This window comes from Gordonia sp. w5E2, from assembly GCF_036540975.1.
GTDB lineage: Bacteria > Actinomycetota > Actinomycetes > Mycobacteriales > Mycobacteriaceae > Gordonia > Gordonia jacobaea.
Genome location: NZ_CP144213.1, coordinates 56,558 through 81,195, shown reverse-complemented (window position 1 = coordinate 81,195; position 24,638 = coordinate 56,558). Strand labels below are relative to the sequence as shown.

Here is a 24,638-nt window from a genome sequence, read left to right as displayed (position 1 = left end):
TATTGCGGTTACGTTAAGCCCGCGTGAGGTCGTGGTATCGGGATGGCCGGTGCACGCTCGGCGGGAGGGAGCGCCCAGTCGGCAGGATGTTGCGCCCGGTGGACGGGAGGAAGCGCCCAGTCGGCTGAGAATGACGCCTGGTCGGCGGGCATGGGCCCGTCTGGACGCGGAACGCCCGTGAGTTGGCGGGTCGTTCCGCACTCACGGGCGTTCTCACGGTCGAGGATTGCTCAGGATGACGTTGCTGTCGTGGCTCCCGCCGGTTGGGTAGTTGTGGCAGTGGGTATTTCGTGCTCGAGGTTCTCGGCAGCCCGCTCGGGGTGAAGACCGGAGAAGCCACCCGGCGCGTGTCCGACGCCTGCTGCGGGGATCTCGTAGGCGGTCTCGGCGTGGATGGTGGAGTCCAGGCCAAGGGTCTCGGTCTCGGCGTCGACGCGCAGGCCAATCGTCTTGTCGATCGCCTTCGCGATGAGCCAGGTCATCACGAACGAGAACGTGCAGGTGATCACGATGCCCGCGAGTTCGCGCCAGAGGAGACCGAAGTCGCCGCCGAACAGGATGCCCGTCAGACCTGCGGGTGCGGCGGACGCTGCGAAGAGCACGATGCAGAACGTTCCGACGATGCCGCCGATGCCGTGGACGATGAAGGCGTCGAGGCTGTCGTCGACCTTGAAGCGCGACTTGATGCTCATCAGGAATGCGACGACGCCTGCCGCGAGCAGTCCCACGCAGAGTGCACCAATCGAATTGACCGCATTGGCCGACGGAGTGATGCCGACGAGGCCGGCGATCGCGCCGGTGATGACGCCCAACGATGTCACGTGGCCTTCACGAATCTTCTCGATGATGGCGAAGCCGATCATGCCAGCGCTACCGGCCAGCAGCGTGTTGAGGATGACGAACTGGGTCAAGAAGGTCGCGCCCAGGGCACAGCTGCCGTTGAAACCGAACCAGCCGAACCACAGGATGCCGCCACCGAGAAGAACCATCGGCACGTTGTGTGGGCGCTCCATGCGCTTGCGGCGCGCGCCGAGCACAAATGCGAGCGCAAGAGCTGCGACACCCGCATTCATGTGCACCGCGGTGCCGCCCGCGAAATCGTGGATGCCGATCTTGTTCAGCAGGAAGCCGCCCTTGGCGTCGTCGGTGTCTGCGCTGAATACCCAGTGGGCGACCGGGAAGTAGACGAGCGTCAACCAGATGGGAACAAAGACCAGCCACGCCGAGAACTTCATACGACCGGCCGCGCCACTGGCCACGATCGCCACGGTGATCGCCGCGAACAGGATGAACCACGCTGCGTAATAGAGAACTTGGGTTCCCCCGGAGCCGTCATCGGTCTGGAAGTTCAGGAGCCCGATGTAGTCGGCTGGATTGCCGATCAGCCCCCATCCGTTGACCGAAGGGCCCGAAACCAGTCCATACCCGTACACGACGTAGAGCACGCTGGTGATGCCGAGGGTGATCAGCACCATCGTCATCATGTTGAGCACATTGCGCGACCCGAGCATGCCTCCGTAATAGAAGGCGAGCCCGGGAAACATGAGCAGAACGAACACGAATGCGGCAAGCATCCACGACAGATCCGCATGGGCGGCAAGTTGTTCCATGGAAGGTCCTCGGGTTGGGTGATCTCGACAAGCTCGATCAGCGAAGGGTTGGGTCGATCAGCGGGTTAGTGATCTCGACAAGCTCGATCAGCGGTGGTGGGTCGATCAGCGGTGGTGGGTCGAAGAGCGGAGGGTGGGTCGATCAGCGAAGGGTGGGGCGATCAGCGGGTTAGGCGGGTTGGCGGAGATATGCGACGACGTCGTCGCGGTAGTCGAGGAAGCCCTTGTACGCGGCGATGCGCTCGTCGAGGGTCTCGATGACGGTGGCCAGCTGGGCCGACCACTCGGGGATACGTCGCACATCGTCGAGCGACGCCATGAACGTTCGAATATTGAAAGTGACGGCTCCCGACATCGGGAGTCGAATGAAGTGCTCGAGCTCGATGCGCAAGCGGGCCGAACCGAAGTTCTTGTCCCGTACCATAGCCGGGATGTCGCGCCCCCACTCGGGAAGCTCTTCGAGGCTGACGTCGAGCTTGTGCGAGTCCGACGCCGAGAGGGTCCAATTCACGCGGCGGTAGACCTGATCGGCGGGCAGCCTACGCAGGAACTGCTCGGCCCTAGCGACGATGCCATCGCGGATCAAACCTGGTACAGGAGAATGTATTTCGTACATATCCATGCCGACGTCGAACGACACCGACCAGGCTGCGGCGAAGGTCACCACACCGGCGTCGAAGTACAGGCGGCCGTCGCGTTCGACGACGAGCAGAAGATCGTCGGGGACCTCACGCGCGAGGAAGTCCATCGGTCCGTTGGGCAGTGTTGAGGTGTCGCCGAGGGTGAACCCGGCGTCGGTGCCGAGAAGGTCGTTGCGCCAATGGAATCGGCCGGAGCCCAGTTCATCGAGGTGCATGAATTGCGGGTAGGCGAGCGCGAGGTCGCGTAGGTAGTACAGCAGCAGATCCCAGCACGCGATCTCCATGCCGGGTCGGATACGCACGCGAGACGGATCGGCGTCGAGTATTCGCCTGCGCTCAGCCATGATCGAGGCGTACTCGGCTCCGCCCAAGTCGACGAGGTTGCGGCCCCACTCCCCTCCGCGTGTTCGACGCGGGGTACGGGCCGGCTCGACGTTGACGGAGTAGTTGAACTCCTCGAGCTCGTCGGGGAACGGCCACGGGATGTTCGACAGGTGGTCGACGGGTTGCGCGAGAAAGTCGGCCGCCGCGCCGGTAGGCGCGTGGGCTGGCGACTGGTCTGCGGTGAGTGTCATGTGGTCACCTCGAAATCGGTTGGGCGGGTTGGGCTGGTGATCTCGACAAGCTCGATCAGCGGTGGGGGTAGCTCGGTCGGCGGGTGGGTGATCTCGACAAGCTCGATCAGCGGTAGGGGGCTCGGTCGGTGGGGGGGCTCGGTCGGTGGGGGCTCGATCAGGTAGGCGATGTGGGGGCGACGTCGAGGACCAAATCGCCTGCACCGCGTGAGACGCAGCAGAGCATTGCGTCGCCGGTTGCCTTCTCCTCGTCGGACAGTACATAGTCGCGGTGCGTTATCTGACCGGCGCGCACGGGGATTCGGCATTCGCCGCAGACCCCCTGTCGGCACATGTTGCTGACGTCGACACCGTTGTCGAGGAGTCGTTCGAGCAGGGAGACCCCGGGCGGCACGTCGATCGCAGTGCCGTCGGCCAGGCTCACCGAGAAGGGATCGCCGGGGTCTTGCTCAGGTGCGGTGAATCGCTCCAGATGGACTCGCGCCGCCGGCCAGCCTGCCGAGGAGGCCAGCCGCGTGTAGGTGTCAAGCAACGGCGCGGGTCCGCAAGCGTAGGCGTGAGTGCCAAGCGGTTGGGCAGCAAGACGTTCGGCGAGGACTGCGACCGTCTCTTCGACACTGGTCGCCTCGTAGAGGGTGACGTCGGGGTGGTCGGCGAGCGCCCGCAGGTCGTCGAGATGTGCGCCCTGCCCCGGCCGGTAGGAGTAGACAACCTCCACAGGCAGACCCTCTCGTGCTGCGGCACGTGCGTGCGAGAGGATCGGTGTGATGCCGATGCCGCCGGCGACGAGCAGCGCACGATGTTGGTCGAGGACGGGCGCGAACATCGGTCGCGGACCTTCGATTTCGATCAGTTCACCCTCGACGAGGTTGGTGTGCAGCCACTGCGATCCTCCCCCGGTGTCCTTGCGCAACACGGAGATCCCGTACGAGTCGGGATACATTCCGTCGTCGACGAGCGAGTAGGCGTTACGTGTCGCACCCGCTTGCACAATGAGGTGGCTGCCGGGTTGGTACGGGGTCAGTGTGCCGTCGATAGGCACGAACCGGAAGTGCGTGATGGCGTCGGTGAGAGGTCGGACCTCGACGACTCGCATCGTGCGGGTTCCGGTCTGATAGCCGTCGTGTAGGTGTGCGGGTGCCGCCGTGATCGTCATGACGGTGCCTCCAGGTCCCTGGCGTCGACGGCCGAGGCAAGGAAGCTGCCGCGGGACGCCGAGTGGTGCTCGTGGATCTCCAGACGTCGTGCGCAACCCGGACATTCGACGACGCCGCCCGGTGCGCCGACCCCACGGAATGTGCCCCGGCAATGCGCGCAGTACACCGGAAGATCAGTGGTGTCGGTGACGAACGCCGAGAGTTCGTCGGCGATCGCACCTGACTCGCGTGCGAGTGCAAGTGCGGTCAGTACGTCGTACTGGCCGCCGGTCACGAGAATCCGTGCGCCCGTGTGGGTTGCGGCCAGGGCGTCGACCAAGGTGGTTCGGTCGTCGTCGTGTGTCAGCGAATCGAGCACGAGCAGGCGTGTCGGGCCGATGCTCTCGGCGGTGCGCACCCAGGCGCGTGCGGTGTGGGCGGTCTCGTCGGCCGCGCCCGCCGCGACGATGAGGAATTCCGATCCCGCGGCGTCGACCTCTGGCGGTCGCGACGGCCAGTCGGGCAGGCCGTGAGCGGGTTCCGTCGCGACGCTATGCGCGCTGTCGAGTTCTGTTGTGGACGTGATGTTGTCGTCGGCGGAGGGCTGCGGTACTGCGTGCGCGCGGAGCCACTCCGACGCTCGTGTGCGGTACTTGATGATGCCCTTGTAGTCGGCCATGTCGTCGGGAAGCTCCGCGAAGACCTCCGCAGCGCGAACCCGCCACGGTTCGACGGTTGCCAATGCCTCCAGGGGCAACAGGTAGGTGCGGATCACGAACATGATCGCGCCGGAGTCGGGAAGGCGAATGAGGTGTTGGACCTCGACGCGCAGGTGCACGAGACGTCCGAACTCGGCGTCGTCGACATGTTGGATCATTTCCCGATCCGGGCCCCACTCGGGGTAGCGCTCCGTGGAGACGTCGAGGCGACGTCCGATGGTCATAGTCCAATTGGTGCGGCGGTACGGTTCGTGCGGTTGCAGGCGCTTGAGGAACTCGTGTGCACGCGTGATGACACCCATCTTGCGTACCCGCGGAACCGGGCCATGAATCTCGAGGAAGCTCATTCCGACGTCGAATCCGAAGCTCCAGTCGGCGGCGAAGGTGATGACGCCCGCATCGACGAAGAGTTGGTCATCACGCTGGTCGAGAAGGGCGATGTCTTCTTGTACCTGAGTCGAGAGGTAGTGCAGCGGGTCGTCGCCGAGGCTTGCCTCGTCGCCGTAGCGGAAGGTGCGCTCGTCGGCGAGAAGGTCGTTGCACCAATGCCATTCGTCGTCTCCGAGCGAGGTGAGGTGCATGGTGTCGGGGTAGGCGTGTGCGAGTTCACGCAGCATGGTCATGAGCGCGTCCCAGGCGGCAGGTCGCATGTGCGGTAGGACTGCTCGTCGCGTCGGGTCGGCGTCGAGGACTGCAGCGCGTTCAGCGAGTTCGCTGTGGTACTCGGAGTCGATCACGGCTACCGAGTCTCCCCACTGGCCGGCTGGTGTGATCACCTGTTGGTTCGCGGGTTCGACGTTCGTGCTGTACCGATAGATGTCGTCGACGAAGGGAAATGGGAAGGCCGAGACCAGGTCTGGGGTCGTCATCTGTCGTCGGACCGGGGCCGTTGTCACAGCGGTACCTCCAGGGTGCATCCGTCGCCTGCGCGCGAGACACAGGGCATGATCGCGGTGCGCGACTTCTTTTCGTCGTCGGTGAGGAACAGGTCGCGATGGATGGGTTCGTCTCCGCCGCACAGGTCGATACGGCATTCGCCGCACACGCCCTGTCGGCAGAGGTTCGGGACGGCGATGTCGTTTGCCTCGAGGGCCTCGAGAAGGCTCGTCCCCGACGGAACGTCGAGAGTTCGGTCGCTGCGAGTGAGCCTGACCCGGAAGGGATCTCCCGCATCCAACGCATCGATACCGAAGCGCTCGGAATGCAGCCGCGACGACGGCCACCCCGCGGCGGTAGCGGAGTCGAGGACATGATCGATGAAGCCGGCGGGACCGCAGACGTAGAGGTGCGTCCCCACCGGCTGTTCTTCGAGTGTCGCGGCGAGCCTCGTCGAGAACTCGGCGCGTGTTGTGAAGAGTTCCGCTCCCGATCCGGCAAGCCGGGAAACATCGTCGACGTGGGCGGCATAGCCGGGCCGAAATGCGTAGAGTACCTGCACGTTCCGCTGCCACCTCGCTGCAGCGCGAAGGTGCGACACGATAGGTGTCACCCCGATACCGCCTGCGACGAGGAGGTGCTTTGCGGCGCGGGCTGCGGGCGCGAATGCGCTTCGGGGAGGTCGGACTTCGAGTTGATCACCCTCGGCGAGTTCGTCGTGCAGCCATCGCGAACCGCCGTTTCCCTCTTCGACGCGGAGCACCGAGATTGTGTATTCGGTGGGATTCGCACCGTCGGAGACGAGGCTGTAGGCGTTGGAATGTCTCCCCGCCGCGACGACGAGGTGACTCCCGGGAACAAATCCGGGCAGTGCTGAGCCGTCCGGGTATGCCAGCGTGATCGTTCGTATCCCGTTGGCGCTGTTGATGATCGACGTCACCGTCAACGTCAACGTGGTCGGCGGTGTCACTGTCTGTGGCGTCGCGGGCGCGGCGTCGGCATCCGCAAGTGCTGTCATCGCGGGACTCCTGGGGATTCGGCGGTCTCGGCGTCGACCATGAAGCCGAGGAAGGCGCCGGTGCGTCGTGAAACGTGGTAGTAGACGAGGAGGTCGCGGTCACAGCCGTCGCACGAGATCACGTCGTCGATGGCCGCGATGGTGCGAGTTGTGGTGCGACAGTGCGAGCAGAAGATGTCGACTGGGCCAGAACCGACGGGGACAACGCTGATCTCGTCGTCTTCGAGTCCAGCGTCGATCGCGGTGGCGCGCAACCGCAGGCACGTGCCTGTGGGTCCCGCTATCACGACGCGGACACCAACAGTGCTGTCGCGCAGTGTTTCTCGGAGCTGGCCCGCGAGGGTGTCAGCTTGATCACCGAGGAGCACGGAACGTCGGATTTCAGGAGACAGCACCTGTGCCCATGCGCGCACCAGGTCGATGGCCGACGGCGCGCCGGCCATGGGCTGCGCAGCGGGATCGCCCACACCGATGAGCACGTACTCCCGGCCGGTGGCGTCGGGAAGGTCGGTGCTCGGCGGCGGGGTCACATCCTGCGTGCGCGCCCAGGCCGGAACGCTCGAGTATGCGAGCTGCGACATCGGATCTACAGGAGCGTCGAATCGCGGTGGCCCGCGTAGAACGCGAGCGCGTAGTCGGGAGTGCTGAAGTAGATCTTGGAGCCCTTGGGGAAGAAGATGGCGTCCTTTGCCTTCGCAACAGTCTTCTGTCCGGTCTCCTTGTTCTCGAGGAGGAACTCGCCTTCGAGGACAACCTTCATCTCGTCGTACTCGTACTCGTAGTAGAGAGGCGAGTCGGTGTGGCGCAGTTCGAAGTAGCCGCTGCACATCTCGCTACCGTCCGGGTTTTCGTAGACATCGCCGATGAAGCCCTCGGTGCCGGGGTACTCGGCGTCGGGCATCTTGGGGAGGTTCTCCCAGGCACCTGGGGTGACGCGGAATTCGAGTGCGCTCGTGCTGTCGATCGACATTGTTTCTCCTATCCTGGTGGGAAAGATCGGTTCAATCCGTTTTGCCGGTTTTAATCGACTGTTCGGCGTGATTCATGTGAGTGGACTTCGTTCCCTTATATGAGACAACCCGTGTGTTTCGGCCGAGTGACGGCGACGTTGACTTGTGTGACACTTTGTCTACTGATATGAAACTGCGGTCGATCGCGACCGTTCCGTCATTCACAGGCACGAATTGATCAACACCCACGACTCGCCATGCCCGCATCCCAGATTTCTCCCAGGTTCTGCCGATACGGTGACCCGGTGAGTTCTCTGTCCGCAGCGCACCAGACACGTGGCCGCCGACCCATCGGGTATGTGGTCAGTGCTGTGTTGGCAGCGCTGCTGGCTTTCGCCGCAGCAGGTGGCATCTTCGTCTTCGCGGTGCGGACATCGGCGGGACAGGTCATCGATCAGCGGCTACTGGAATATGGACGTGAACTACCGGCAGCGACGCAGGTGCCCTACTGGCTGTCGATGAGCGTCGTCTCGAATCCGTTGACCTGGGTCATCGGTGCGGCGATCGTCGTTTCGCTCGTGGTTGTCGGCGCGGTGTTGCCGTCTGAGCGCGGCCACCGAGGCGTCGGATCACGGATCGCGACGACCGCCACGCTTCTGCTGTTTCCGCCGGTCACCATCGTCCTCATCCGTGCCCTCCGTGACGGCACGTACCGCCCGCATTTCCACGACTGGATCGAGGAGACCAACAACTCTGCGCCCAGTGGGCACGCTGCCGCGATCGCGGCGCTGGTCGTCGCGGTGACGCTGGCCGCTCCCCCGCTGCTGCGTCCGTGGGTTGCCGCGCTTGGCGGAACCTGGGCGGCGATCATCGACTTCGGTCTCGTTGCCGCGGGTTGGCACCGCCCGAGCGATGTCGCGATCTCGACCTTGCTCATCGTCGGCGCGGCCGTGCTGTTGCCCGACCCGCATCGCGGATCCACGACGACCATCCCCCGGGTCGTCGGGTTTGCCGTCTGCCTACTGACTGTCGTGGCGGCGTCGATCACCGTCGCCGTGTACTACCCACGAATCGAGCAGGTCGTCATCGCCGCGCTCGTCGCGGGCGTCGTCGGCGTGTGTCTCGGCATTCTGGTCGCGTTCAAGTCCGGCGACCGCGCCGGGATCGCGGGGCGCCGCGTCGACGATCCGTGGACCCAGCAGCGCCGCGACCACCACCTCGTCGGCTGACGCTCGACGCCCAGTCGGCGCGACAGAGCGCACAGTCGGCAGTCTGCAGCGCACAGTCGGCAGGATCTCGCGCACAGTCGGCAATCTGCAGCGCCCAGTCGACGGGATTTGGCGCACGGTCGACGGGATAGAGCGCCCGGTCGACGGTCAGTCCTGGGCTAGCACCTCGGTGCCGAGGAACTCGCACACGGTCAGGGCCAGGGCCAGGTCGAGGCGGTCGGTGGTGCGGGTGTCGCGCATGGCCTTGTCGACGCGGTACTTGACGGTGTTGCGGTGCAGGTTGAGCTTCTCGGCGGTGTGTAGGTGACTCTCGCCGGTGGCGAAGTAGACCGACACCGTCTCGCGGAGTGCGGCGGCGTTCGGTGAGTCCTCGGCCAGTGACCCCAGGACCTCGTGAACCCATGCGCGGGTGAACTCGAGGTCGCGGGCCAACCGCGACACCACGGCCACTCCTCGGTCGCCGAAACCGACGACGTCGGCGACCAGGCTTCCGGGCATCGTCGCGAGGCCCCACGCTGCGAGTGCTTGCTCGTGGGAGCGTCGAAAACCGGCGATGCCGGAGGCGTTGAGTCCCAACGCGACGCGCACACCGGCCGGGAGGGTCACCCGCTGCGCGACGTCGGACGTCTCGACGACGCGGTCGCTGCGCCCCAGCGGCAGCCAGATCCAGGCGGTGCTGCGGTCGATCGCGGTGATGAGCGGTGGTCCCTCGGCGAACAGCCTCGTGGCCATCATCCGCGCGGCGCGGTCGAGCACGGCGAGATCTCTCGAGCCCTCGTCGGCCGACCACATGATGACCGCGACGTGGTGCTGGTCGAGGGAATAGCCGGACTCGCGCTCGAACGAATCGGTGTCGACGTCGGGCGTGCGAAGGATCTCGTGAATACGCGAGGACAGGACGTTGCCCTCGGCGCCGATCCAGCGTCGACGTTCGTCCTCGTAGGCCTGGAACACGTAGAGGGTGATCCACTCGATGTACTGCGAGACGACGTCGGAGATTCGACGCATCACCACGAGGCTCTCGTGCTTGGAGAGATCGAGCTCGTCGACGTAGCCGAAGATGATGCGCAGCATCTCGTTCTGCCCCATGTGGTACGCACGTACCAATGAGTTCGACGGCACGTCACGCTGAGCAAGGCGTAGCGCGTACTCGACCGCGGCCGTCGTCGGTTGGAGATGCTCGACGGGGATATCGTTGCTCAGCACATGCAGGATCGTCGAGACGTTGCCGTGCACACTGGCTTCGAGCATCTCGACCAGGGCGGGATCGACGTCGAGCTGGTCGATATCGCGCGTCATCAACGACGTGAGATAGCGAACGATCTCGGACTCGTTCTCTCGCAACCGCTTGCCCACCTGCGCAACTGCCGCCCGCACCTCGGGTGTGGCGGACGGCGGCAATTGCGAATCATGCAGGGGCAGGCCCGGTATCGAGGTACTCACCGCTTGCGACCCAGCCTCTTCAGTGCCGACGTGGCGGCGTTGACACCGCACAGCCCGTGCACACCGGCGCCGGGCGGCGTCGACTGTGAGCACAGGTACACGCCGTCGACGCCGAGCCAGTACGGGTCGAGTGCTGTGCGTGGTCGCATCAGCATCTGTAGCCCGTCGTTGGCTCCGCCGATGATGTCGCCCGAGGCGAAATTGGCGTTGTAGTCGTGCAATTGACGGGTTCCTGTGCTGCGCGTCGCGAGGATCCGATCGCGGAAGCCCGGTGCGAAACGCTCGATCTGCTGCGTGACGAGGTCGGTGGCGTCGCCTTCGTAACCCTTGGGCACGTGGGCGTAGGCGTACACGGGATTGACGTTGCCGGCGCTCCGGGTGGGGTCGGCGACGTACTGCTGACCCAGCAGCACAAAGGGATTCGGCACCATGACACCGCCGGCGCGACTGGCTTCGGTGGAGGCCACCTCGTCGAAAGTGCCGCCGAGGTGCACGGTTCCGGCACGACCGCAGTCCGGGTTGGTCCACGGGATGTCGCCGTCGATCGCGTAGTCGACCTTGAACGCCGACGATCCGACGCGGTATCGCCGATACGACCGCGCGATCCGCGACGGCATCTCGTCGCCGTAGATGGCGAGAGCCTGCTCGGGTGAGACGTCGAGGAGAACGAGATCGGCGTCGGGGATGTCGGTGCGGGCGCTGACCCGGACCCCGGTCTCGATCTTGACGCCGTACGAGCGCAACGCCGATACCGCGGCGTCGATGATTGCGCCCGAACCCCCTTCTGCCACAGGCCATCCGTAGCGATGTCCGCTCGCGGCGATCATCATGCCGAGAGACGCGGTCATCGGACGGTCGAGGCGGTTGAACGCGTGCGCAGCGATACCTCCGAACAGCCCGCGCGCCCGCGGTGTGCGGAACACGCGTGCGACGGCAGACGCAGGCAATAGCGCACGCGGCCCGAATGCTGCCAGCCGCAGGGGATGTCGAGGGATGTTGATGATCGGGCGGAGCAGGTCTGCGGACAGGTCGTCGAATCCGCTTGCCACATCACCGAAGAGCAGGCGCCAGCGTCGACCATCCTCGCCGAGCGCCGCGGCCGTCTCGTCGATCGACTGATAGAGCAGGCCTGCGTCTCCGGAGTCCAGCGGGTGGGCGCAATCGATCTCGGGCCACCGCCACACGAGTCCGTATTGCTCGAGTCCGACGTCTCGCCAGAACGGTGAACCGACGGCGAGCGGATGGAATGCCGAGCAGTGGTCGTGGATGACGCCGGGCAGCGTCAGCTCTCCCGACCGCGCGCCACCGCCGACGGTGTCGGCGGCTTCGAGCACGGTGACGTCGACGTCGTTGCGAGCAAGGTGCAGGGCGGCGGCGAGCCCGTTGGGCCCGCCGCCGACTATGACCGCTGAGGTCACTGGCTACACCTGCTCCTGCGCGCCTGCGCCGCGCATCTTGGGTTCGGTCATCACCTCAGGATCAGTCAACGCGCGGGCCACGTCAACGTCGAGCGTCCATTCGACGTTGATCGGGATCGGCCCGTTGGGCAGCCACGGCTGCTCGGCGATGGCATCGGTGACCCGATACGTACCCCGCTCGATGACACCGAGCGCGGCGTCGATCACCTGGTACTCCTGGGTGCCCTTGTGGATGGGCTGCGACTCGATCCACACGACGAGGAACTCGCCCGGAGCGAAGTTGCAGCGTCGCTGGAGGGCGGCGATCATCTTCGCGTTGTGCAGGTGGCCGTCACCGAAGTTGAACGCCACCAACGAGTTACACGCGAACTCGCCTTCACGCAGGGTGTAGGTGTTGATGTCGTCGCCGAGGTGGCGGCTCATCAACGAGTACAGCGCACGGCCCTGGCTGTGCATCGACCTCCAGGCAAGCATCTGATGCATCACGACGTCGGCGACCTCGGGCGGGTACGACGCCATCAGCTGGGTGCGGGTGTTGGGTGACGAGCGGACGATGTGCTGTTCCAGCTTCTCCTCAGCACCAGGCGCGAATGCCCAGGTGGCCGACGCCCAGTTGCCTGCGTACTGCCGCATCGACGGGAGGAACGACACGAGATCCGGGCGCAGGTTGCCGAGCACCGGGAAGAAGCAGAGCGCGATAGCGATGAGGACCATTGCCCACGGCATCGTCGTATCGGTGAGTGCGAAGCCGTCCCATGCGGGGTAGCCCCAGAACAGGAAGATCGCTGCATAGGCGAACAGGAGGTTCCATTCGAGCGGGACCGCGAGGGGGAACGTCGAGAAGATGAACAGGTGGAAGCCCACCATCAACACCACCGCGGCGAGTGTGAGCCACTTGTTGGTGGAGAACAGCAGGACCAGTGGCGTGGCCACCTCGACGATGGTGCCGAGCACGTGGCCGATACCGCCTGCAACCTTCGACGGTCGGAGGTCGTTGGGGAAGTCGCGGTAGTTCGCGCGCTTGAGGGCCTTGATCGTCAGCCATGGCGTGTTCGACATCATCGGCGGGATGACCATCGAGAAGTGGTGTCCCAGTTTGGAAACACCCGCGCCGACCCATACCGTGACGATCAGCAGCTTGAGCGCGAGGATCATGTCGACGAAGGGCAGGAAGCCGAAGAAGATCAGGGCGGGGAGGTACTGCTCACCGCGCGCGGCGATGAAGATGACCTTGTCGCGCAGGCCGATGATGACCAGCAGTGCGATCACCGGGTAGATCAGAACCGGATTGACCAGGCCGTGGGAGGTGGGTGCCACGGCGTTGAGCCAGCTCGACTGCACACCCGGAAGTACCAGTGCGACAACGGTGGCGACCAGGAGCAGTGCGTAGATCGCGACGTCGAAGACGGTGCGCGAATCGCCCTTGGTCAGCGGCACCTTGCCGGGCCACGGTGGGAGCCGGATCGTCTGCGGGCGCAGCCAGAACAGCAACCCGCCGGTCATCGGCTTGAAGTGGCCGGCGAGCGGTCCCCAGGAGCCGCCGAGTCCGAGCACCTCGATCAGCAGGGTCCAGAGAATGGCCTTCTGGTAGATGATCGGCTCGTTCCACCACTGCGACACGTGCAGCACGTTCAGGCCGGAGGTGAAGGTCGCGATGCTCAGACCGATGGCCAAGTAGAGCACCAGGATCTTCACCAGGTAGATCACCTGGAGCATCTTGGGTGTACCGAAGCCGTACTCGGCCCAGTGCGTGCTGAGCACGCGCATCCGGTCGAAGAATGGTTTGTCGAGGAAGGTTTCCGGGTCAACCGGTGGGAAGTCGGGTTGTACGAGACCCATGGTGTTCTCCTTATCTGAAGGTCTTCGGGCAGGCGCTATCGACCGAGGACGCGGTCGGGCGCTCGGAACGTGTTGTGCGGGCTGGGTTCTACGTTGGTTGGGTTCTACGTTGGTTGGGGTTCGCGGACTTGGCGTCGTAGTCCTGGTTTGTCGATCTTGCCCACCGGGTTGCGGGGAAGTTGATCGACGACGTTGATCTCGTTGGGCCGCTTCGCTTTTGTGAGGATCGAGGCGACGTGGTCGGTCAGTTCGGCTTCGCGAACCGGCTGGTCCGGGTAGGCGACCACGAACGCGACCGGTACCTCGCCGTAGATGGGGTCGGGGGCTCCGACCACCGCGCACTCGAGAACCGACGGGTGGGTGGCGAGTGCGTTCTCGATCTCCTTGGGGTAGAGGTTCTCTCCACCGCGGATGATCATGTCCTTGATGCGATCGACCAGGGTGAGATAGCCGTCGGCGTCGAGGGTTCCGACGTCGCCGGTGTGCAGCCAACCGTCGACGACGGTGCTGGCGGTGGCGTCCGGGCGGTTGAGGTAGCCGCGCATGACGTTGGGGCCGGAGATGAGTACCTCGCCGGGTTCGCCGGTGGGTACGTCGTTGCCGTCGGGACTGACGATTCGGATGGTCTGGCCGGGCAGCGCAGGTCCGACGGTTCCCGTCTTCCGTTGTCCATCAAGGGGATTGCACGCCGAGGCGCAGGTGCCCTCGGTGAGTCCGTAGCCCTGCAGGATCGGGACGCCGAACGTCGACTCGACGTGGTCGAGCAGTTCCTTCGAGATCGGGGCGGCGCCACAGATCGCAAATCGCAACGAGGCGAAGGCCTCTGCGCTGACGTCGGGGTGGGAAACGAGTAGCGCGTAGATCGTCGGCACTGCCGAGAAGTAGGTCGGCGCCAGCGAGTGCAGGTCGGTGAAGAAGCGCGACGGCGAGAACTTCCCGGTGATGCTGAGTTGGCCGCCGGCCAGAATCGGCGCGAGGAAGCTGACGCAGATCGCGTTGACATGGAAGAGGGGCAGCACCAGCAGCGCGTGGTCGGCCGAGGTCAACGACATCAGGTCTTTCATCGTCGACGCCATGTAGTACAGGTTGTCGTGGGCCAGACGCACACCCTTGGGGCGGCCGGTCGATCCCGAGGTGTAGATGAGCAGCGCGTCGTCGGACATCGCCGGAGGCTCCGGAGGTGTCCACGACGAGCCGGAGGTTGCGAGGTCGTCGACGTGAAGAATGCTGCGCTCAGACGTGCCGGACAGGGCGTCGTCGTCGACGAGGACGAGGCGGGAACCCGAGTCGTCGAGCTGATACTGCGCCTCACTCGCGGTGAACGCCGGGTTGACCGGTGTCGCGATGGCGCCGAGGCGCCAGGCGGCGGCGATCGCGATGAGAAGTTCGACCCGGTTGGGCAGGAACGTCGCGACGACGTCGCCGCGTCGGACTCCGAGTGCGTCGAACTGCTCGGCTGCGGCGTCGACTCTGGCGGCAAAGCTCGCGTAGTCGAGTTCGGTGTGGTCGTCGCGGACGCATGGTGCGGCTGCACGATGGGCCAGCTCCCAGGGAAAATACGACGGTGCGCTCACGATGAATAGGTCCTCTACTAGGTGGATGTGAGCCAGAACACTAATAGCAGTCCGTGTGACCGAGAACGGCCCCGCGCACCAGACTTTCGTCGGACCTTTGTGCTCTGAGCACAGAACCGCCGTTGGCTTGCATATTCGTCGCAAGCGCTGCCGTCGAGCGACGCCGACCGTAGCATCGGATGATGAGCGCACCCAGATTCACGCTGGTGAGGATGATCGTTGCGCTCGCGGTCGCCGGTGGCGCGGTGACCGGAGCGGGCGCAGCCGTGGCTACGCCGACGGCCGGTGCTGATGTTTCACAGGCGTGCGGTAGCCCGCTGTCGGCGAGCGAGGTCCGGCGGATCGTCGAACTGTCGGACACCGCGGACGCGTCACCGGGTACGACGGCGCTTCCGGTCCTGGAACGTCAGGTAGGTCGCCTGTGGCAGATCACCGACATTCTCACCGCGCACCGTGACCGGCGAGGGTTGTTCGCCCTCGGATTGGCGGCGGTCGAGCGGGACGCGGTAATGCCGCTCCAGCACCAACCGTCGACGTTCCGCAACCCGCGTTGGGCTCCCGTGATCAGCCTGCGACTGCTCAACCGCTTCCTCGACGCGACGCACGCCGAGTTCTCGGGTGGCTCGGTGCCACCGCATTGGCAGCGGTACTTCGGATCGGCGCGCACCTGCAGCGTCTCCGGTGAACGCGCCGCGCTCAGCGGGTACAACGCTCACATCACCGTCGACCTTGCGTATGCCACCGCAGATGCGCGCACAACGGTCGACGATGCGTCGGACTACTTCCGGCTCGTCGATGCCATTGCCGCACATGGTGATTCGATCGTCCGTGAGACAGACCGTGCGTATCACGTCGACCTCGGACCGACGTTCCGCTTCTACTTCTTCGGTGAGGGACTCGACCGGCTGGTCGGAGCCGGAAAGGCGACTGGGCCGATGCTGCGCGCGGCCGACGTCGGCTACAACGTGCTGACGTTCGGCAACGGGTTGGCGCTGCAGGATCGTCGGACTCACGACGCCGCCGTCGTCGATATCGACGCACTGTGGAATACCGGCGACGCCGCACTCGCCGCATTCGAAACATGGGGTGCACTACGGTGATTCGGACATTCGCGACGTTGGCGCATTCTTCTGTGGAGTCGCGGGGCCTTCCGTAGGGTTAAGCGTCGGTAACTGACATGCCCGCACACATCGGGCCGTACCGCCACAAGCAGCACCCGCACCACATCGGGTCAATACCGTTTCGAAGGGACGTCATATAGCGATGGCAACCACCGAGTCACATAGCTCCACGGAGGAAGCGCCCACCTCGCTGGGGTCGAATCTGAAGCCCCGGCACATCACCATGATCTCGATCGCCGGAGTCATCGGCGCAGGTCTGTTCGTCGGATCGGCGAACGCCATCGAGAAGGCCGGACCGGCCGTGCTGATCTCCTACGCTTTGGCCGGCACCCTGGTGGTGCTGGTGATGCGGATGCTCGGTGAGATGGCGACGGCAAACCCCGACACCGGTTCGTTCTCGGTGTACGCCGACCGCGCGCTCGGCCGCTGGGCGGGTTTCTCCGTCGGCTGGCTCTACTGGTGGTTCTGGGTGCTCGTCATACCCGTCGAAGCGACGGCCGCAGCCGCGATCCTCACCGACCTGGTCGGTGGTCAACAGTGGATCTGGGCGCTTGCCGTGACACTGCTGCTGACCATCACGAACCTCGCGAGCGTCGGCAACTACGGAGAGTTCGAGTTCTGGTTCGCGCTGATCAAGGTCGTCGCGATCGTGGCGTTCATTCTCGTTGGCGTCGCAGCGATCTTCGGCTGGATTCCGAGCTCAGAAGTCAGCGGTGTGAGTCACCTGTGGCAGCCGGATGGGTTCATGCCCAACGGGTTCGGCGCGGTGATCGCGGGCATGCTCATCACGATGTTCTCATTCATGGGCACTGAGATCGTGACGATCGCCGCCGCAGAATCTCCGAACCCCGAACGCGGCATCACCAAAGCGGTCAACTCGGTGATCTGGCGGATCTCGCTGTTCTACATCGGGTCGATCTTCGTCGTCGTCGCACTGATGCCCTACAACAAACTCGAGAACGGTTCGTACCAGTCGGTGTTGGAGGCCATCGGGATTCCGGGGTCGAAGATCATCATGGACATCGTCATCCTGACGGCCGTCGCGTCGTGTTTGAACTCGGCGCTGTACACGGCGTCGCGCATGATGTTCTCGCTGGGAACCAGGCACGACGCCCCGCAGGTGGTGCGCAGCCTGACGCCGAAGGGAGTGCCGTGGGTTGCGGTGTTGATGTCGATGGTGGTCGGATTCCTGGCAGTGGTCGGCAATTATGTGTTGCCGGACAAGATCTTTGCGTGGTTGCTCGCTACGAGCGGTGCCATCGCGCTGTTTGTCTACCTGACGATCGCGGCGAGCCAGTGGCGGCTGGGACGCGTACTGCGCGCGGAGGGTCACCGGCCGCCGGTGCGGATGTGGCTGTTCCCGTACCTGACCGGTGTGGTGATGCTGTTCATTCTCGCCGTACTGATCTTGATGGTCTTCGACAACGATCAACGGCAGGCGATCATCTTCTCCGCAATCTCCGCGATGATCATCGTCTCGGCAGGATTCATCGTGCAGCGACGCAGCCGCTACCACTCCGACGACGAGGGTCCTCAGACGCGGTACCGAGAAGAGGTCTCGTGACGTCGACGTGCCGGTTGGGTGGCGCATCGACGCCCCCGACGTACTCGAGTGAATCTCCACTTCTCGATACCGCTGGTACTGACGGCCGTGATCGATAATGTCCCGATGACCGCGGAATCGTCAAGCTCCACTTCCCCAGGCGCCGGAGCCGACGTCGAGCCCCAACCGAAGCGCAGGCCGAGCCGCGCGAACGTTCAGGCCGACATCAGGGCGGCCGCGCGCGAGGTCTTCCTCGAACGGGGATACGCCAACGCGTCGTTGGAGATGATCGCGGGGCGCGCCGGATACTCCAAGGGCGCGGTGTACTCGAACTTCGCCAGCAAGGGCGCGCTGTTCATGGACCTGACGTCGTCTGTGTTCACCGAGCGGGCGACGGCCTTCACCGCGCCCGCGCTGGTGCCGACGTCGGAGAGCGCCGACCCCGAGACGGACATGCGCTTCCTGGCGCTGATGATCCTGAAGCAGATCCGGGACACGTACCGGACAAATGTGGTGTTCGCGGAGTTCCGGTCGGAGGTCGATCGGGACCCGCAACTCCTGGAGGACTACACCGCTGCGCGGGCGCAGCTCGCCGAATCGCTCGCGAGGAACATCGAAGAGGTCGTGGCTGCTCGACACCTGCGACTGCGGGTGCCTCCGCTCGACGCCGCCGTGCTCGTTCTCGCGCTGATCAACGGGCTCTCGCTCGAGTACGTCGGCCGCGAGGGCGAGCACGTGCTGTCCGTCGACACCATGACCGGCGTCCTGCTGTCGTTGGTGACGCGGGCGGAGTAGGTCGGCCGAATCGGCTACGGACCTTGTCCTGCACACGCCGGCGACCTCGGGGTGCTGCGATCAACATTGACTATCGATCTTCCCGCGCGCTGGGTTCAGCTGGCCGCTTCGACGCTTCAGCAGCGTCGCACGCGGGCCGAGAATCGTTCTGTCGACTGCGTCGACACTCGCGCGTTGTGCTCCGCTGCCTCATAGGAGAGGCTGTCATCCTTCAGGCGCCATGCGTCGTGCGGGCCCGAGTTCGATGTGCACGAGCCTCTTCCCGGGCAAGTTCTTAGAAGGTTTCACAGCGCAAGGCCACTGTTCTACGTACACAACTGCGACCTCAGCGCGAGGCCATCGAAATTATTGTCGTGGCGCCTCGCTGACGACCGAGTTGTGTACGTGCCTCGTCAAGGTCGAGCGCCATCGCGGTCGGCAGACGCTTATTGTCAGACCATTGAGTACAAAATGACAGGTCGAACTGCATGAAGGTGAGAGATGCCGGAATAGCCCGCAAATGGCACCCTTGCCACTCGCGATGACCCGTGTGCTCAGCACAACGGTGAACGAAACTACCGAGGGGAAGGAACACCCCGAGTCCCTGGGACAGAGCATCTGCCGTAGCAGGCTCGACGCATCAGGCAAGATCAGAGGCCTGAGGCCGAGTTGAACCGCTCGTCGAGTCTCTAGTACCCATTGCCACACAACTCCGTCGTCAGCGCGCCCACGCCGCCTGGCACCTGGCCCGGTTCGGTGGCAAACCTTCTGACCCGAACTGTTAGTGAGTCCGACGCAACCTGACTTAAGTCACTGGTCTTGCGTTCAATTCAAGTGCTGGTCCTGACATTTCTCGATAAGAGCATCGGAGTAGAAGCGCGCCCTAGGTTTAGACACGCGAAATTCTGCAACTGCTGCACACATGATCGAACCTAGGTCGACTGGATCCGGGACGATCGAGCGATCGTAATCGAGCGCGGACTGATAGGCAGTGTTCCAAACTCGCTGTGAGCCACTCACCTCAGCAACCAGCGCAAGGCCGCGCTCGGGGCAATCTCTGTAGTCAGTCTTCACCGAAAAAGTATCCTCGGAGCCATCGAGGTAGACGAGCAACGAATCTATACCGACAGACTCCATTGCCGAAACATACTTGGAAACAGGCCAGTCCTTCAACGTCGAGTTGTAATTGGGCTTGAAATACGAAATTAGCACATTCTCCAGAACAGCTACGATATCCAAAGATTCGAGGCGCCCATCTCGCGACACAAATTCTTGAACCCGTCCCACGGTAGGCAATGGACGCCCAGCTACAAAACCCCCTAAGACTGCTGACTGCGTGCAGGTCATCGGAATTATGCGGATATCGTAGGGCAATCCGCTGTGCTCGTCCATTATTCGAAGAATAGTGCTGTGTTTGGACAGTCTTTCGACTAGTGACCCATAGCCCTTGCCGTAAGACATTCCTACGTATAGGACATCCCAGCTCAGCAGTTCGAGGTATGTTCCCACATCATAACAGCCGGCGCCAAGTCCTTGGTATAGCACCTCTGCGGCAACGTCATGAGAATAGCACCAGTCTCCACAATCTACATCCTGCACCTTTTTCCCATGACAGAAGGCTTCAAAACCAATTAGAGAAGTCTCGACGCAATACGAATAGCGCGCGTCATCAGGATTGCGTGATTCGATATCGAGTCGATCGCGAGATATTGAGACTGTGACGGAAGGACGGATAACGACCATATACAGATGCGAGGAGTTAATCCTCTCCCGCAGACCCCGGTCACTCTGAATATCCGACCACGACGCAATCCCTTGCGGATGGATCGTGACGGCGAGAGGATTGCCGAACGCATAGCCCATATTGTCTCTCCTTAGTAGCCACAGCACGAGTAGCGTATAGGCCGGTACCGACAGCTCAAACGGGCAGATTCTTCTACCCATCAGTAATAGCTCCCGATGACGTTACGAACATAGCTGGGCTGGGCGTGTCGTCCTGGGCGTTAGCCCGACAGGACGATCTGATGGTTCACCGCCGAAGCGTTGTGGTGTTGGCAGGTCCCCGATAACCGGTCCAGGCAGTTCTAGAGCCAGTTCCTTGTTGTGATCGTCAGTCGATCTCGCAGCCCACGGGGTGATGTTGGTGGGTGCATCCGGCAGCGTACTCGGCCGGCGTTTGGTAGCCCAGCGCTGAGTGCCGGTGTCGGTGGTTGTGGTCGTCTTTGAAGTCGTCGATGACCACGCGGGCCTCGATCAGTGTGGGCCAGCAGTTGCGGTTCAAACACTCGTCGCGCAACCGGTTGTTGAACGACTCGATGAACCCGTTGTTCCACGGTGTGCCGGGCGGAATGTAGGAGATCCCGACCGACCCTGCACAGAACGCCTGCAGGGCTTCTGAGATGAACTCAGGGCCGTTGTCCATGCGCAGCACCATCGGCGGGCCACCCCAGATCGCGAACGTCTTCTCCAACTCCTCGATCAACCGCTCAGCCGGAATCGAGCGGTCCACGATGTTCAGCAACGACATCCGGGTGTGTTCGTCAACCATGGACGCGATCTTGATCTTCTTCCCATCCACGGTGGAATCGAACTGAAAGTCCAATGCCCACACCACTTTCGGTGCGTCCGCGACAACGACCGGGACCGATGACTGGCCGGCGCGTTTGCGGCGCCGAGCGCGCCGCACTTGCAGGCCCTCTTCTTTCCACAACCGATGCACTTTCTTCTTGTTGATCTCGATGCCGTCGTCGAAGCGCAGGTGTGCCCACGCGCGCCGGAACCCGTGCCGGGGGTTCTTGCGGGCATACGTGCGTAGCTGCTCGCGCAGTGCGGCGTCGGGATCGGCCGGGGTGTGCGCTTGCGGCAGCCGTCGATAGGCGGAACGGGAAAGCCCAACTACCTTGCACGCCATCCGTTCTGACATGCTCTTGACGTCCTTGAGCATGTCGATGGCGGCGCGTTTGGCGGTCGGGCTCAGAATTTTCCCTTGGCGATCTCCCGCAGCGCGTCTTTCTCGAGCTCGGCATCGGCGAGCAGCCGCTTGAGTCGGCTGTTCTGCTCGCGCAGCTCTTTGAGTTCCTTCGCGGCGTCGCCGTCCATGCCGCCGTACTGGCGGCGCCAGTTGTACAACGTGGCCGCCGACACCTCGAGATCGGCAGCGATCTCCTCGCCGGTCTTGCCTTCCGCGGCCAACTCATCGGCCCGGCGCAATTTGCGCACGATGTCCTCCGCCGAGTGACGCTTGCGTCCTGCCATGTTCTTCATCGTCCCTTCTCCGCCCTCATCAGGGCAATCAGGACTCTAAAACAACCCGGACCGGCTCACGGGGGACACGCCAGTGTCACGCCAACCTTTGCATTGGAAACCTCCTGGCCGCCGGGACTGAAATAGTCATGCCGCCCACCGCGAGGCTATTGCGCGCGGGAGATGTGTCAGACCTGAGAGCTAACCTCAACGAGCTGTAGCCTCCGGCAGACGCCGAGGCGTTGAGAGGAGCCAACGATGGCAACCAAGACCGTGTTCTATTCGTTCCATTACGAGCGCGACGTGCACCGAGTGCAACTCGTCCGACAGATCGGAGCGCTCGAGGGCCAACCGCTACTTGGCGCCCAGCAGTGGGAGGCGGTCCGCCGACAGGGCGCGCAGGCGATCAAGGACTGGATCCACAAGGAGATGGCCTATAAGCGCGCCGTTGTCGTTCTGATTGGTCAAGAGACCGCTTCTCGACCGTGGGTGTTGTACGAGATCGAGAAGGCGTGGAACGACAAGAAGCCACTAGTCGGTGTGCGCATCCATGGCCTGGCATCGATGGGTTCCGGTGCCGACCGTCGCGGAGCCGACCCGTTCGCCAAGGTTCCGGCTGTGAGCGGCGTTCCAGTGTTCGACCCGACACAGACGAACTGGCAGGGACAAATTGACACCAAGGCCACCTACGCGTGTTTGTCCAAAAACCTGGAGAACTGGGTGGGGCAGGCAAAGACTCGACTGCTGTGAACCCTGAACAGTGCCCGTTCTGCACGATCGTCGCTGGGACCGATCCCGACGTCCGAGAGGTGTACCGGAATGAGCATGTCGTCGCGTTCTTTCCGACGGAACCGGCCGTCTTAGGTCACGTACTTGTGGTGCCGAGGCGGCATGTGGAAGACATCTGGGGACTGCGGCCGGAGGAATTGGCGGAACTATCGACTGCAGCAGTATTTCTCTCCTCAGCGCTACGCATCGCGCTGCTGCCGGAGGGTCTCAACGTCATCCAGTCCAACGGAGATGCCGCTACCCAGACCGTGCACCACCTTCACGTGCATCTCGTCCCTCGACGAGGTGGGGACGCGATGGGACCGATCTGGCCACCAGAGACCGACTACACGGAAGCTAGCAAGGACGACGCGCTTCGTCGCGTGAAAGCTGCGGTTCAGTCCACTCCGCCGCTCGCGCAGCCAGAGTTGTCGCCCGAAGATCGACGCAAGCACCTCGACTACATCCAGGCTGTGGTGACGCGACAATCTGCGGCGTCTTCGTCTGCGAAGGGATGGCTCCTTCCGGTCACAACAGCAGCCTTCGGCTTCGCGCTCACCCAGCACCTATGGCCACTGGCCCTCCTCGGTGTTGTCGCGGTAATCCTCTTCGCTTACCTCGACGCCAACTACCTGCGCAGCGAGAAGGCGTTCCGGAAGCTCTACAACACGGTCGCGCGAGCGGAACGCATGGTCCCACGGTTCACTCTCGATCCGACAGACGCCGACGAGCCGCTGGCGGACGGCACGCCCGAAAAGACGAGGTGGCAGAAGCTCAAGCAGTCATACCTCCCGGAATGGTCTGTCTGGCGGTCATGGTCTATCGCCCCCTTCTACGTCGCGATGCTCGTCCTCGGGGTCGGCGTCCTGATCGCTGCAGCCGTCACCCGCCCCACACCGGTGGGCTCGCGGGAGAACATTCAATCGCCACCGCCGACGCATACAACGGTCACCTCTGTGCCCATCCCGGCAAACATCCCCGAGCCGCCACGGCCCTAGCGAAGCTACCCTCCCCGCCGGGTCAGCATTCCCGATGCGAGGATTCGACCAAGGGCCCCGCTCGCCGTCGCAGATCGATCTACTTATCCTCCGATCGGCCATGCCCCGGTCACCGCGAACGCGAGAGCCTGAGCCGCGAAGAGTCGGAGATCCGAATCACCTGGAGCACATCCGCAGCAGCGAACATGTTGCTCACCGTCACGTCCGGAAGGAGCCCCACCGGCAGGGTCACCTGCATTCCGAGCGCGTCACGAACCATCACGATGTGCTGTCGCTCCTCGAGAGCCGATAGTGGGAACCCGAGCTGATTCATCTCCGCCGCCATTCGCCCCGCATTCGTGATCTCGACGGGCGCGATCACTGAGACTGTGTCGTCGAGGGTGTGTGACACGGTCCCCGTCGGGGAGTACGCGCATCTCGTTCGTCCGGTGTGCGAAGCGCTACCCCTCATGCCGCCCAGCGTGCAGCGTCGGCGTGTGCGGCGGCCAGGACCTCAGCGAACTCGTCGCCGCCGCCGGTCGCGTAGCGAACCGCGGTTTCGTCGTTGAGGGCGGGGTTGGGTGAACACATCCAGAGCACAGCGGTCCACGCGTTGATGTGTTCGCGCAGGATTTGCCACACCTGCAGCAGATGTTGGTCGACCTTGGCGGCATCGGTGAACTGCCATGTGGGGTACACCCAGGTACCCGACTCGAGTTGGCAGCCGATGAGAGTGTTGTTCTTGACGCGTTTGGCGATCGCCTGCTTGCTCACACCGAGCCACGAGGTCAATCCGGCAGTGTCGTAGAACGGCCCCACTCGCTGGTCGTGCACCGTGACCGATGGCAAGGCAGCGGCCATCGCCGTCGCTATCCGCTGGGTGTCGGCGAAGACTTCGGCGTCGACACCGGCATCCTCGGCCATCGCGAACCGCTCATCGACCAGCCTGCTCAACTCGTCGAGCAGCGCCTGCTTGCAATCGGTCAGATCAGACACAACAACCCCTCCGGCGAACCTAGACGACTTACGACGTGTCTACGCCGCCACGCGGCAGCGGGCAACCCAGTCAACCTCGATGAGCGTCCTGTAGACGGGTTCCCGATGCTCCGATTGGGGTATTCGCATGGCCACCGCAAGTGTTCGACCGGACAAAGCAGCGCACTCTTCGACCGGAGCTGACACCC

The 24,638-nt window shown here is 63.7% G+C and carries 21 protein-coding genes; 6 read left to right on the top strand and 15 right to left on the bottom strand.

Annotation, left to right across the window (positions count from 1 at the left end; all coding sequences use genetic code 11):
• Nucleotides 1–230 precede the first annotated feature (230 nt).
• From RND64_RS00325 to RND64_RS00295, 7 genes are all read right to left on the bottom strand, one after another.
• Nucleotides 231–1,610, bottom strand: a complete 1,380-nt coding sequence (locus RND64_RS00325) for an ammonium transporter (protein WP_049699147.1) — start codon at nt 1,608–1,610, stop codon at nt 231–233.
• Between the two features lie 169 nt (nt 1,611–1,779).
• Complete coding sequence (locus RND64_RS00320; RefSeq protein WP_049699148.1) at nt 1,780–2,826, bottom strand: heme-dependent oxidative N-demethylase family protein; 1,047 nt, start codon at nt 2,824–2,826, stop codon at nt 1,780–1,782.
• A gap of 157 nt (nt 2,827–2,983) precedes the next feature.
• Nucleotides 2,984–3,982 carry a PDR/VanB family oxidoreductase gene (locus RND64_RS00315; RefSeq protein WP_049699149.1) on the bottom strand — a complete coding sequence of 333 codons (999 nt, stop codon included), beginning with the start codon at nt 3,980–3,982 and terminating at the stop codon, nt 2,984–2,986.
• Complete coding sequence (locus RND64_RS00310; RefSeq protein WP_152930075.1) at nt 3,979–5,550, bottom strand: heme-dependent oxidative N-demethylase family protein; 1,572 nt, start codon at nt 5,548–5,550, stop codon at nt 3,979–3,981. The genes RND64_RS00315 and RND64_RS00310 overlap by 4 nt, the downstream gene beginning before the upstream one ends.
• A gap of 23 nt (nt 5,551–5,573) precedes the next feature.
• On the bottom strand, nt 5,574–6,575 hold the full coding sequence (locus RND64_RS00305) for a PDR/VanB family oxidoreductase (protein WP_049699151.1): 1,002 nt from the start codon (nt 6,573–6,575) through the stop codon (nt 5,574–5,576).
• A complete protein-coding gene (locus RND64_RS00300; protein WP_049699152.1) occupies nt 6,572–7,156 on the bottom strand; it encodes a dimethylamine monooxygenase subunit DmmA family protein in 585 nt (194 codons plus the stop codon). Before RND64_RS00300 ends, RND64_RS00305 begins: the two co-directional genes overlap by 4 nt.
• Before the next feature lie 5 nt (nt 7,157–7,161).
• Nucleotides 7,162–7,545, bottom strand: coding sequence for a cupin domain-containing protein (locus RND64_RS00295; RefSeq protein ID WP_049699153.1), 384 nt, complete (start codon nt 7,543–7,545; stop codon nt 7,162–7,164).
• Between the two features lie 285 nt (nt 7,546–7,830).
• On the opposite strand from RND64_RS00295, the gene RND64_RS00290 reads away from it, so the two are divergent.
• The gene (locus RND64_RS00290; RefSeq protein ID WP_235434359.1) at nt 7,831–8,754 is read left to right on the top strand and encodes a phosphatase PAP2 family protein; all 924 of its coding nucleotides are present in this window, start codon (nt 7,831–7,833) and stop codon (nt 8,752–8,754) included.
• A 147-nt stretch (nt 8,755–8,901) separates the two neighbouring features.
• Here the strand turns inward: RND64_RS00290 and RND64_RS00285 are convergent, their stop codons facing one another.
• The 4 genes from RND64_RS00285 to RND64_RS00270 form a co-directional block, all read right to left on the bottom strand.
• Nucleotides 8,902–10,197, bottom strand: a complete 1,296-nt coding sequence (locus RND64_RS00285; protein WP_049699154.1) for a PucR family transcriptional regulator — start codon at nt 10,195–10,197, stop codon at nt 8,902–8,904.
• Nucleotides 10,194–11,615, bottom strand: coding sequence for a phytoene desaturase family protein (locus RND64_RS00280; protein WP_049699155.1), 1,422 nt, complete (start codon nt 11,613–11,615; stop codon nt 10,194–10,196). Before RND64_RS00280 ends, RND64_RS00285 begins: the two co-directional genes overlap by 4 nt.
• A gap of 3 nt (nt 11,616–11,618) precedes the next feature.
• Entirely contained in the window at nt 11,619–13,454 is a 1,836-nt protein-coding gene (locus RND64_RS00275; protein ID WP_049699156.1) for a DUF3556 domain-containing protein, read from the bottom strand.
• Between the two features lie 104 nt (nt 13,455–13,558).
• Nucleotides 13,559–15,028 carry a class I adenylate-forming enzyme family protein gene (locus RND64_RS00270; RefSeq protein WP_049699157.1) on the bottom strand — a complete coding sequence of 490 codons (1,470 nt, stop codon included), beginning with the start codon at nt 15,026–15,028 and terminating at the stop codon, nt 13,559–13,561.
• A gap of 182 nt (nt 15,029–15,210) precedes the next feature.
• On the opposite strand from RND64_RS00270, the gene RND64_RS00265 reads away from it, so the two are divergent.
• The 3 genes from RND64_RS00265 to RND64_RS00255 all read left to right on the top strand — a co-directional run bounded on the left by RND64_RS00265 (nt 15,211) and on the right by RND64_RS00255 (nt 18,487).
• Complete coding sequence (locus RND64_RS00265; RefSeq protein ID WP_235434360.1) at nt 15,211–16,128, top strand: DUF5995 family protein; 918 nt, start codon at nt 15,211–15,213, stop codon at nt 16,126–16,128.
• A gap of 163 nt (nt 16,129–16,291) precedes the next feature.
• The gene (locus RND64_RS00260; RefSeq protein ID WP_049699158.1) at nt 16,292–17,713 is read left to right on the top strand and encodes an amino acid permease; all 1,422 of its coding nucleotides are present in this window, start codon (nt 16,292–16,294) and stop codon (nt 17,711–17,713) included.
• Nucleotides 17,714–17,818: 105 nt separating this feature from the next.
• Entirely contained in the window at nt 17,819–18,487 is a 669-nt protein-coding gene (locus RND64_RS00255) for a TetR/AcrR family transcriptional regulator (RefSeq protein ID WP_049699441.1), read from the top strand.
• An 804-nt stretch (nt 18,488–19,291) separates the two neighbouring features.
• Here the strand turns inward: RND64_RS00255 and RND64_RS00250 are convergent.
• Nucleotides 19,292–20,329, bottom strand: a complete 1,038-nt coding sequence (locus RND64_RS00250) for a hypothetical protein (protein ID WP_152930076.1) — start codon at nt 20,327–20,329, stop codon at nt 19,292–19,294.
• A gap of 247 nt (nt 20,330–20,576) precedes the next feature.
• Nucleotides 20,577–21,721, bottom strand: a protein-coding gene (locus tag RND64_RS00245) for an IS3 family transposase (RefSeq protein WP_442903957.1) whose coding sequence is annotated in 2 segments (ribosomal slippage) — nt 20,577–21,454 and nt 21,454–21,721 — 1,146 coding nt in all. Because the reading frame shifts where the segments join, the coding sequence is not laid out codon by codon here.
• Between the two features lie 246 nt (nt 21,722–21,967).
• Here RND64_RS00245 and RND64_RS00240 point away from each other — a divergent pair.
• Nucleotides 21,968–22,459, top strand: coding sequence for a TIR domain-containing protein (locus RND64_RS00240; protein WP_049699160.1), 492 nt, complete (start codon nt 21,968–21,970; stop codon nt 22,457–22,459).
• A complete protein-coding gene (locus RND64_RS00235; protein WP_083444383.1) occupies nt 22,456–23,475 on the top strand; it encodes an HIT family protein in 1,020 nt (339 codons plus the stop codon). Before RND64_RS00240 ends, RND64_RS00235 begins: the two co-directional genes overlap by 4 nt.
• A gap of 109 nt (nt 23,476–23,584) precedes the next feature.
• Here RND64_RS00235 and RND64_RS00230 read toward each other — a convergent pair whose 3' ends face one another.
• Nucleotides 23,585–23,836: a hypothetical protein gene (locus RND64_RS00230; protein ID WP_152930077.1), complete on the bottom strand. Its 252-nt coding sequence runs from the start codon at nt 23,834–23,836 to the stop codon at nt 23,585–23,587.
• An 86-nt stretch (nt 23,837–23,922) separates the two neighbouring features.
• On the bottom strand, nt 23,923–24,450 hold the full coding sequence (locus tag RND64_RS00225) for a hypothetical protein (RefSeq protein WP_331436336.1): 528 nt from the start codon (nt 24,448–24,450) through the stop codon (nt 23,923–23,925).
• Between the last annotated feature and the right edge of the window lie 188 nt (nt 24,451–24,638).

Excerpts from the sequence above, each read along its gene's own strand:
- RND64_RS00325 (WP_049699147.1), bottom strand. The coding sequence starts at position 1,610 with ATGGAACAACTTGCCGCCCATGCGGATCTGTCGTGGATGCTTGCCGCA.
- RND64_RS00320 (WP_049699148.1), bottom strand. The coding sequence starts at position 2,826 with ATGACACTCACCGCAGACCAGTCGCCAGCCCACGCGCCTACCGGCGCG.
- RND64_RS00315 (WP_049699149.1), bottom strand. The coding sequence starts at position 3,982 with ATGACGATCACGGCGGCACCCGCACACCTACACGACGGCTATCAGACC.
- RND64_RS00310 (WP_152930075.1), bottom strand. The coding sequence starts at position 5,550 with ATGACGACCCCAGACCTGGTCTCGGCCTTCCCATTTCCCTTCGTCGAC.
- RND64_RS00305 (WP_049699151.1), bottom strand. The coding sequence starts at position 6,575 with ATGACAGCACTTGCGGATGCCGACGCCGCGCCCGCGACGCCACAGACA.
- RND64_RS00300 (WP_049699152.1), bottom strand. The coding sequence starts at position 7,156 with ATGTCGCAGCTCGCATACTCGAGCGTTCCGGCCTGGGCGCGCACGCAG.
- RND64_RS00295 (WP_049699153.1), bottom strand. The coding sequence starts at position 7,545 with ATGTCGATCGACAGCACGAGCGCACTCGAATTCCGCGTCACCCCAGGT.
- RND64_RS00275 (WP_049699156.1), bottom strand. The coding sequence starts at position 13,454 with ATGGGTCTCGTACAACCCGACTTCCCACCGGTTGACCCGGAAACCTTC.
- RND64_RS00265 (WP_235434360.1), top strand. The coding sequence starts at position 15,211 with ATGAGCGCACCCAGATTCACGCTGGTGAGGATGATCGTTGCGCTCGCG.
- RND64_RS00260 (WP_049699158.1), top strand. The coding sequence starts at position 16,292 with ATGGCAACCACCGAGTCACATAGCTCCACGGAGGAAGCGCCCACCTCG.
- RND64_RS00255 (WP_049699441.1), top strand. The coding sequence starts at position 17,819 with ATGACCGCGGAATCGTCAAGCTCCACTTCCCCAGGCGCCGGAGCCGAC.
- RND64_RS00250 (WP_152930076.1), bottom strand. The coding sequence starts at position 20,329 with ATGGGCTATGCGTTCGGCAATCCTCTCGCCGTCACGATCCATCCGCAA.
- RND64_RS00240 (WP_049699160.1), top strand. The coding sequence starts at position 21,968 with ATGGCAACCAAGACCGTGTTCTATTCGTTCCATTACGAGCGCGACGTG.